The sequence below is a fragment of the Erwinia sp. genome (assembly GCF_031978025.1).
Lineage (GTDB): Bacteria > Pseudomonadota > Gammaproteobacteria > Enterobacterales > Enterobacteriaceae > Erwinia.
The window spans coordinates 1-8,549 of the sequence record NZ_DALZCD010000190.1 but is presented as its reverse complement, the minus strand read 5'-3'; the positions used below and the strand labels follow the sequence as shown (position 1 = coordinate 8,549).

8 protein-coding genes are annotated in these 8,549 nt (G+C 55.7%); 2 read left to right on the top strand and 6 right to left on the bottom strand.

Translation table 11 applies throughout. The features are described from left to right. Nucleotides 1-67 precede the first annotated feature (67 nt). Entirely contained in the window at nt 68-1,372 is a 1,305-nt protein-coding gene (locus tag RTK32_RS14935; RefSeq protein ID WP_312045342.1) for an MFS family transporter, read from the top strand. Here the strand turns inward: RTK32_RS14935 and RTK32_RS14930 are convergent. The 6 genes from RTK32_RS14930 to trxC all read right to left on the bottom strand — a co-directional run bounded on the left by RTK32_RS14930 (nt 1,369) and on the right by trxC (nt 7,469). Beyond that, on the bottom strand, nt 1,369-1,686 hold the full coding sequence (locus RTK32_RS14930; RefSeq protein WP_312045340.1) for a YfiM family lipoprotein: 318 nt from the start codon (nt 1,684-1,686) through the stop codon (nt 1,369-1,371). The genes RTK32_RS14935 and RTK32_RS14930 overlap by 4 nt on opposite strands. 42 nt (nt 1,687-1,728) lie before the next feature. Then, on the bottom strand, nt 1,729-3,084 hold the full coding sequence (pssA, locus tag RTK32_RS14925) for a CDP-diacylglycerol--serine O-phosphatidyltransferase (protein ID WP_312045344.1): 1,356 nt from the start codon (nt 3,082-3,084) through the stop codon (nt 1,729-1,731). Then, nucleotides 3,074-3,199, bottom strand: coding sequence for a hypothetical protein (locus RTK32_RS14920; RefSeq protein WP_312045338.1), 126 nt, complete (start codon nt 3,197-3,199; stop codon nt 3,074-3,076). The genes pssA and RTK32_RS14920 overlap by 11 nt, the downstream gene beginning before the upstream one ends. Next, a complete protein-coding gene (locus RTK32_RS14915) occupies nt 3,199-5,841 on the bottom strand; it encodes a bifunctional acetate--CoA ligase family protein/GNAT family N-acetyltransferase (RefSeq protein WP_312045336.1) in 2,643 nt (880 codons plus the stop codon). The genes RTK32_RS14920 and RTK32_RS14915 overlap by 1 nt, the downstream gene beginning before the upstream one ends. Nucleotides 5,842-6,262: 421 nt before the next feature. Beyond that, complete coding sequence (locus RTK32_RS14910) at nt 6,263-6,967, bottom strand: tRNA-uridine aminocarboxypropyltransferase (RefSeq protein ID WP_312045334.1); 705 nt, start codon at nt 6,965-6,967, stop codon at nt 6,263-6,265. 82 nt (nt 6,968-7,049) lie between these two features. Beyond that, complete coding sequence (trxC, locus tag RTK32_RS14905; RefSeq protein WP_312045332.1) at nt 7,050-7,469, bottom strand: thioredoxin TrxC; 420 nt, start codon at nt 7,467-7,469, stop codon at nt 7,050-7,052. Between the two features lie 248 nt (nt 7,470-7,717). On the opposite strand from trxC, the gene RTK32_RS14900 reads away from it, so the two are divergent. After that, nucleotides 7,718-8,549, top strand: an 832-nt coding sequence (locus tag RTK32_RS14900) for a tRNA/rRNA methyltransferase (RefSeq protein WP_312045330.1), incomplete at its 3' end; no start/stop codon positions are given.

Here is an 8,549-nt window from a genome sequence, read left to right as displayed (position 1 = left end):
CTTTACTGCTGACTGCTGTTTCATTTTTGACGCTAATTATTAGCAAGGAAAAAGGCGAGGAAGAATTATGTTCGATGCCGCATCGTCTGGGGCAGACGCCGCCAGCGCTTCTGTCATTACTACCCGTCAACGGATCTGGGCTATCGTAGGCGCTTCTTCAGGTAACCTGGTTGAATGGTTTGATTTTTACGTCTATTCCTTTTGCTCGCTCTATTTTGCCCATATCTTTTTTCCTTCGGGCAATGCCACCACGCAGCTGCTGCAAACGGCAGGCGTATTTGCCGCCGGGTTTCTGATGCGTCCGGTCGGCGGGTGGCTGTTCGGTTATATTGGTGACAAGCATGGAAGGAAAACCTCCATGCTGATCTCTGTCTGCATGATGTGTTTTGGCTCACTGGTTATTGCCTGCCTGCCTGGCTACGCTACTCTCGGTGTTTGGGCTCCTGCGCTGTTGCTCCTGGCGCGCCTGTTTCAGGGATTATCCGTAGGCGGAGAGTATGGCACCAGCGCCACCTACATGAGTGAAGTGGCGATTGAAGGTAAAAAAGGTTTTTATGCCTCCTTCCAGTACGTCACGCTGATCGGCGGACAGCTTCTGGCCTTATTGACGGTGGTAGTCCTGCAGCAGATCCTGTCTGATGAGGATTTACGGGCATGGGGCTGGCGCATTCCTTTTGCCCTGGGCGCGCTGCTTGCCATTGTCGCGCTCTATTTGCGACGTTCGTTAAACGAAACCTCAGACAGAAAAAGCCGAACGCATCAGGATGCCGGATCGTTAAAAGGTCTCTGGAAACATCGTCGCGCCTTTATCATGGTATTAGGGTTTACCGCTGGCGGCTCGTTAAGTTTTTATACTTTCACAACCTACATGCAGAAGTACCTGGTGAACACCTCAGGAATGGATACGCGCAGTGCCAGCGTCGTCATGACGGCGGCACTTTTTATTTTTATGCTGATCCAGCCTTTGATCGGCGCGCTTTCTGATAAGATCGGCCGAAAAGGATCAATGCTGATCTTTGGTGGTCTGGCCGCGATCTGTACCGTGCCGATCCTGACAACGTTGCAAAATGTGCAAAACGGATGGGTGGCGTTCGCGCTGGTTATGCTGGCGCTGCTGATTACCAGTTTTTATACCTCAATCAGCGGCATCCTGAAGGCAGAAATGTTCCCGCCGGAAGTCCGTGCGCTGGGAGTAGGGCTTTCTTATGCGGTGGCTAATGCCTTGTTTGGTGGCTCGGCAGAATATGTCGCTTTGTCACTCAAAGCAGCCGGAGGCGAAGAGAAGTTCTTCTGGTATGTTTCCGCGATGGGCGCGGTGGCTTTCCTGGTGTCGTTGCTGTTGCATAAGAAAGGGAAGGGGATGACGCTTTAACGAGCCGTATTCCACAGAGCATAGCCGGTGGCGGCACCGGCTATATCCCAGCTGAAGTCTTTCCAGCTCCAGCCTGAGCCTGCTTCACGGCTGTCATAAAATTCCTTACCCGCGCCCAGACTGACGGAGAACAACAGGCCAAAGTTGCCGCTGTGGCTCTCATGCCAGTTTTGCCGTTCGCCGTAAGCGGCGCCCGCTGCTGAAAGAAAGGCGGAAGAAAAGAAATGTTCAGCTTTATCTTTACCTGTCCAGCCGTCATGCGCCATATGGCTACAGCCAGAACAGCAAAGCAGGATCAAAGGAAGCAAGCGCATAAAAAAAGCCCTGTATGACCGACAGGGCTTAGTATAGCTGGCTTACAGAATACGGCTGATGAGCCTGTCGATGCGGATACGTCGCAGCCGGCGGATCAGCTTTCTGACCTTGACCGGGTAGTCGGCAATACTTTCTAAATCGCGATAGTGCTGCACAATTGTCGTGTGCTCACGGATCAGCGCCAGCTCTTTCTCACGCTGCGCGGCCAGCTCCTGAAGCGGATCATGAATGAGCACGGCATTTTCCAAATCGAGGCGCCATGCGCGAGGATTCAGGTTATTACCGGTAACCAGCATCCACTCTTCATCTACCCACATCCCTTTTAAGTGATAGCTGTTTTCACCGTCTTTCCACAACCGCACGGTCAGCTGCCCGCTGGTAACGTAATACTGCAGACGGCTCAGAAAACGACGCAGGTTAATCTCATACAGATAAGGCAGTGCGCCAATAATTTTAAACGGCTGATCCTGGGGAATATAAAAATCATTTGCGGTCTTGTCGCCGACAATGATTTCAACGTCTTTTCCCCGGCGCAGCAGCCAGATAATGTTGCGTACCAGAATCGCAGGTAGGTTGAAGTAGGGCGTGCACAACGTCAGCTTCTGCTCGGCACACGGCATCAGATGATAGATGGTCTTATTCAGCAGGCTGCGCTTACCCAGGCCGACCAGCGGCGTGACCGCAAGCTGCTCGTTACCGGCATCGCCCTCAAAATCATAATCAAAACCACGCAGCTCCTGACGAAACTGGCGCGTTTCGTTCTTTATTTCAGGGCTTTTCGGGCGTTCGCGCTGGTCGAGCCGATGGACGGCTTCGGCCTGAATGAGATTGGTATCAATCCAGTTTAACAGCGTATCGGCCAGCGTAGGATTGGTTATCAGCTGATAACGATCGTAGCGATAGCGCTCATGTTGGTGAAGATAGACATCGTTCAGACTCGCACCGGTATACAGTAGCGTATCGTCAATGACCGATCCTTTCAGGTGCAGCACGCCCAGCGCTTCACGGGTATTCACCGGCACGCCGTAAACTGGGATAGCGATAGTGGGGTTTTGCTCGGCCATCTCGCAATACCAGTCCGCATTGGTTGCGCCGCGAGAGGCACCGATACGGCCTCGCTGCGCGCGATGCCAGTCAACTAAAATACGGATATCCAGTTCAGGCCGCAGGCGTTTCGCTTCATATAGCGCGGAAAGAATGGCTCGCCCGCCATCATCGTTTTCCAGATAAAGGGCCACAAGGCAGATACGTTTTGTCGCCGAAGCGATTTTTTCCAGCAGCGTTTGGCGGAAATCGGCAGGCGTATACAGCGTGGTAAAATCGGCAACCGACTGAGACAGTTTTGGCAGTTGCGCAAGGTGCTGTTGGTGCTTATTACGTTTGAATTTAGACAGCATCACAGTGCGTTTCTTCTCTGTTCATGGAATAGCCTTTTGCCTTAAAATCATCGCCATAACCGCTAATGTTACCATTAGTCGGGCGAGTTGTGGGCAGTTTTACGTTTCCAGACATTAACGGTTCTCCTGTAGCGTCAGGGAGAGCGCGACAATCCCGTCCTCAAGCTGGATATCCACGGTAAATCCCAGCTTACGCGCCAGCGCTATCATGCCCCGATTGTTTGGCATCGTGATGCCGTTGAGCTTTAGCAAACCATGCTGACGGGTATAGTCGATCATTTTTTCCAGCAGTTGACGGCCGAGGCCCAGCCCTTTCAAATCCGATCGTACCAGCACCGAAAACTCGGCATCCAGATTGTCGGCATCTGAAATAGCGCGGGTGACGCCTACGATCTCGTGCCGTCTTACCGCGACGATCGCCATCTCCCGATCGTAGTCGATCTGGGTCATGTTAGCCAAATCATCATGTGTGAACTCATTGATCTCGCTGAAATAGCGATAATAGAGATCTTCTTTCGTCACCTGAGCGATGAATTGCTGTAGCAGCGGCTCATCTTCCGGCAGGATAGGACGAAACAGCAGCGGTTCGCCGTTTTTTAGCTGCGCCTGCTCTTCCAGCTGGTGGGGATAGGGGCGGATAGCCAGGCGCGCCTCGGGATCGCCTTCAAAGGGCGCCAGCTGCATGGTGACATCCAGCAGCGAAAAGGTTTCGCCTGCCGCCAGCAAAGGATGAATATCGAGTCGCCTGATCTCCGGACAGTCCACTATCAGGTTAGATACCTGCACCAAAACCCGGCTGAGGCCCGAAATATCCAACGGAGAAAGCGCGCTGCGCCCGCGTATCTTGCCATTTTTAATGGCCTGAATAATTAAATAGCGTGCGAGCGCCATGTTCAGCGGCGGTAAAGCCACGGCGGCTTGACGTTCCGCCTGCCATTCGATTCCGCCTTCGCCCAGCATGATTACCGGCCCAAAAACGGGATCCTGTTCCATCACGATGCGCAGCTCTTGAGCGCCAGCACGGTTGGCCATACTCTGTACCACCAGCCCGTCAATACGTGCCTGCGGCCAGGCGAGTTTAACGCGATCGATAATGGCTTCCGCGGCCTGTTGCACTTCACCAGCCGAGCGCAGATAGAGCATGACGCCCTGGACTTCCGATTTATGCGGGATATCGGGAGAACGCAGCTTAAGCGCTACCGGATAGCCTGCCTGGCTGGCTATCTGCACCGCCTCTGTGCTGTCACGGGCGATCCAGGTCGGCAGCGTCGTTAAGCCATAAGCCTGTAAAATACCCTGAACTTCATGCGTATCCAGCGTGGTCTCGCCCTCTTTTAGCGCCTGACGGATCAGCTGGTGAGCCTCTGCCGTATCGGTGGCCAGATCGGCCGGGAGCGCAGGCGTTTCGCGCAGCTGCTTCTGATTACGACGATACTCCACCATATGCATAAACGCGGTAATCGCTCCTTCCGGGGTACGATAGGTTGGAATGCCAGCTTCGCTGAAGTAGCGGCGTGCTTCAGGCGCAGAGAACTCGCCGCACCAGTTGGTCAGTAAAGTAACCTGTTTTGCACGCGGGTGTTTTGCCACCCCTTCTATCAGGCGTTGCGCGGTGAGCGTGGCAGGCGCAACGGCGCTGGGCGCGTAGATTACCAGCAGGGCGTCGATATCGTGGCTGTCCAACAGTAATGATACTACCTGTTGATAGCGTTCCGCGGTGGCATCATCTTTCAGATCGAGGGGGTTGCCAGCCAGACAGTCGGGCGGTAACTGATTTTGCAACGCCGCCGTTAACGCCTCGCTGAGCTTCGCCAGTTTGCCGCCGCGCGCATCCAGCGCATCCAATGCCAGCGCGGCAGGCGCAGCGCCGTTGCTGATAACCATCAACCGCTCGCCGCGCAGTGGACGCATATAGCTGAGCGTTTCCACAGCGGAAAAGAGCTCGTGCATATCCTGTACCCGCAGCAGGCCCGCACGCTGGATCGCCGCATCCCAGGCCCCGTCCATACCGCCGGGCGCACCCAACAGCTGACGTGCCTGCTCTGACCGACCGCTCTTAATCACCAGCACTGGTTTGTTTCTGGCAGCACTACGGGCTGCAGAGACAAAGCGACGCGCGTCGCTCAACTGTTCCAGACAGAGCAGAATGGCGCTGGTTTTACCGTCGCGCGCCAGAAAATCGAGCAAATCGTCCACGTCGATATCCAGACTGTCGCCGAGGGCAATAAACCAGGAGAAGCCCAGCTGGCGCTGTTGCGCCCAGTCCAGAATGGTATTAGAGACGGCAGCAGACTGCGAAATAAACGCCAGCCTGCCCTGATAAATAGGCACGGGTGAAAAGCTGGCATTCAGTCCCTGCCAGGGCGCAAGCAGCCCCAGACTGTTAGGTCCGAGCAGGCGGATCTGCCACCGGCTGGCGCACTGGCGTAATTCATCACGCTGGCTGGCCGGCGAAGAGAGAACGATACAGGCTTTGCAGCCGCGCTCGCCCAGAGCCTGAAGCAGGGCAATGTTATGACGGCTATGCGTACAAATCACCGCCAGATCGGGCGCAAAAGGCAGGCTGGCGACATCGGGCCAGGCCATTACGCCGCATACTGCCTGATACCTGGGCGTGACTGGCAGAACGGAACCGCTAAATCCGCCTGCCAGCAGATTACGCATCATCAGATAACCTGCGCGCTCCGGGCGCGGGGAAGCGCCGATTACCGCGATAGACTTGGGACGTAACAGCGCTTCCAGGCCTCGTTGACTCATAGCCGTCTCCTGTGCAGAAAAAGTGAGTTTAACGCTAACTGGCGTTCATTACCGCCGTTGAGCCGCCGGTTTTGTAAAATCATCGGTGGCGATCTAAAAGAAAGGAAGAAGGTGTTTGCGCGACGCGCTTTTTCTCCTCAACGTAGCAGGCGTCAAAACCAGATGACCTGTCGCTAACAGGGCTGCCGGGCCTGACCGGCTGTAAGAACAGGGGCAGGCTTCGGACTTGCCACGTTTTACGTCGTGACAAGCTTCGCCGCTCGTCAACGGGGAGCAGGGGCTTGAGCTGGACTCGCCACGTTTTATGTCGTGACAAGCTTCGTTCGCTCGTTAACGGAGCAGCAGGCGCGTCAACCGGAGGCGGGATAACATGAGTGAATTTTCGATTAAAAAGCGGCAGCGGACGCGCGGCCGCCCATTTTTACTCGTCCGACGCCTCGGCCACGCTTAGCTGATGAGACGGATGATGCGGTTTCCCGGCCAGATAGCGCTGACGGAACAGATCGAAGTGCCGGAACAGCGCCGTGCCTGCCGCGGTATCCCCTGACTGAAGCAACAATTCCGCAGCGACTTCGGCCGTACAATGCTGACCGTCACCGTGCGACTCGCGCAATTGATAATTAGACGGGCGGCTGAGCGTTAACGACATCACTGGCAGCGCATCCAGCCATGGGCTTTTGCGAAACATCTTGCGTGCTTCGGTCCATGTACCGTCAAGCATAATAAAGAGCGGAGGCTTACCGTTGATCGGAGGCGAGTTTATCACCGGCCGATCCGCATCAGCGTAGGACTCCGGGAACACCACCAGAGGCTGTACGTCGGGATTTTTTACCGCCGCCAGCAGCCGGGGATCGGGGTCGGTGCGCGACCAGCCAAAAGCCTGCGTATTCGGCAGAATATCGGCAATCAGGCGTCCCGTATTGCTGGGTTTCATTGGCTCGCTGTCAAACATCACCAGACAAAAACGGCTACGCGCGGCGACCGGTTGTAAGGTGTCGCACAGACAGTTCTTTTTTGGCAGCAGGCAGCGCTGGCAACGAGGAATGCGGTTGCCACGAGCAAGAAAGGGGCGGGTAGCACGGGCGAGGCGCTCGGCACGCAGGCGAAGAACGGCGTTTTCGATCATAGGAATTTATCTGGGGAAAAAGCCATTCTGGCAGAAAAGCGCGAAAAACAGTAGTGGTCAGGCGTGCCTGACCACCAGCGACTCAGAGGTTTTCGTCCAGCCACTCGTTAAAGGGAGCTTTAGGCATTGCGCCGCTGAGCATATCCACCATCTGGCCCTGCTTAAAAATCATAATGGTCGGGATACTGCGGATGCGGAAACGTGCACCGAGCTCCTGCTCTGCTTCGGTATCCACCTTCAGGAAGCGAACCTGACCGGCGCGTTCCTGCGCAACATCTTTGTAGACCGGCGCAAAGTTAACGCAGGGGCCGCACCATGGCGCCCAGAAGTCCACCACTACCGGCAAATCGTCCTGCAGGTATTTATCCAACGTGGCAGTCGTGGCGTTAACGACCTCGCCATCGAAAAGCTCATCGCCGCAGCGGCCACATTTCGCGCCGTCTTCAATACGTTCCGGCGGCACGCGGTTGGTTGCCTGGCATGAAGCACAAACCGTATTCATGATACACCTCGGTAATATCAGTAAGTGTGCACTTACTTTGTTATGATTAAGTAGCGGTAATTATGGTTCGGCTTTGCTTCAGCAACAAAGAGATTTATTCAATGGGTACAATAGGCCGTAACTCACGCGTTTTCCGCTGTTGTTAAGGTCGGCGCAGCACGGAAACGCGCCTTTAGCGGGAAGTTAATAGCTAAGCGGTGCCACATCAGGTAATCTGCGCGCTTCGCGCTCAGCCAGGTGGAGGGAAAATGAACGACGAATTTAAAGGTAAAAGCGGTAAAGTCAAAGTGATGTATGTCCGCGGTGATGATGAGAGCAGCAGCCGCACGGGAAATCCCCGTACCGGTAAAGGCGCGCCTCGTCCGGACGGCGATCGCCGTTCTTCACGTAACACAGAAAGTAAGCCGCGTGGCGGGCGCGATCGCGACGTAGAAGGCGGTTCGCCGTGGCGCACGGTTTCCCGCGCGCCGTCTGCGGTAGATGACAAGCCCGATCACGGTGGCATCGGCGGCAAAAGCGGTATCGATCCGGAGCAGATCCGCCGGCAGCGTAACGAAGAGACGCGCGTATATGGCGAAAATGCCTGTCAGGCGCTGTTCCAGAGCCGTCCCGACTGCATCGTTCGCGCCTGGTTCGTCCAGAGCGTGACGCCACGTTTTCGCGATGCCCTGAAGTGGATGGCCGCTAATCGCAAAGCCTACCACGTGGTAGACGATGCAGAGTTGGCGAAAGCATCCGGCACCGAGCATCACGGCGGCGTTTGCTTCCTGATCAAAAAGCGTCCCGGCATTCAGGTTCGCGAGTGGCTGGCTAACGCGCCAGAGAAAGATTGTGTGCTGGCGCTGGAAGATATCGGTAACCCGCATAACCTGGGTGGCATCATGCGCAGCTGCGCGCACTTCGGCGTGAAAGGGCTGTTGGTGCAGGATGCTTCACTGCTGGAATCTGGCGCAGCGGTTCGCACGGCGGAAGGCGGCGCGGAACACGTGCAGGCTATCAGCGGCGAAAGCTTTGCTGAAGGTCTGGATGCGTTTCGCCGTGCCGGTTATGCCATTGTGACCACTTCCAGCCATCAGGGCG

Coding starts and splice junctions, on each gene's coding strand:
- RTK32_RS14935 (WP_312045342.1), top strand. CDS start 68: ATGTTCGATGCCGCATCGTCTGGGGCAGACGCCGCCAGCGCTTCTGTC.
- RTK32_RS14930 (WP_312045340.1), bottom strand. CDS start 1,686: ATGCGCTTGCTTCCTTTGATCCTGCTTTGCTGTTCTGGCTGTAGCCAT.
- pssA (WP_312045344.1), bottom strand. CDS start 3,084: ATGCTGTCTAAATTCAAACGTAATAAGCACCAACAGCACCTTGCGCAA.
- RTK32_RS14920 (WP_312045338.1), bottom strand. CDS start 3,199: ATGTCTGGAAACGTAAAACTGCCCACAACTCGCCCGACTAATGGTAAC.
- RTK32_RS14915 (WP_312045336.1), bottom strand. CDS start 5,841: ATGAGTCAACGAGGCCTGGAAGCGCTGTTACGTCCCAAGTCTATCGCG.
- RTK32_RS14910 (WP_312045334.1), bottom strand. CDS start 6,967: ATGATCGAAAACGCCGTTCTTCGCCTGCGTGCCGAGCGCCTCGCCCGT.
- trxC (WP_312045332.1), bottom strand. CDS start 7,469: ATGAATACGGTTTGTGCTTCATGCCAGGCAACCAACCGCGTGCCGCCG.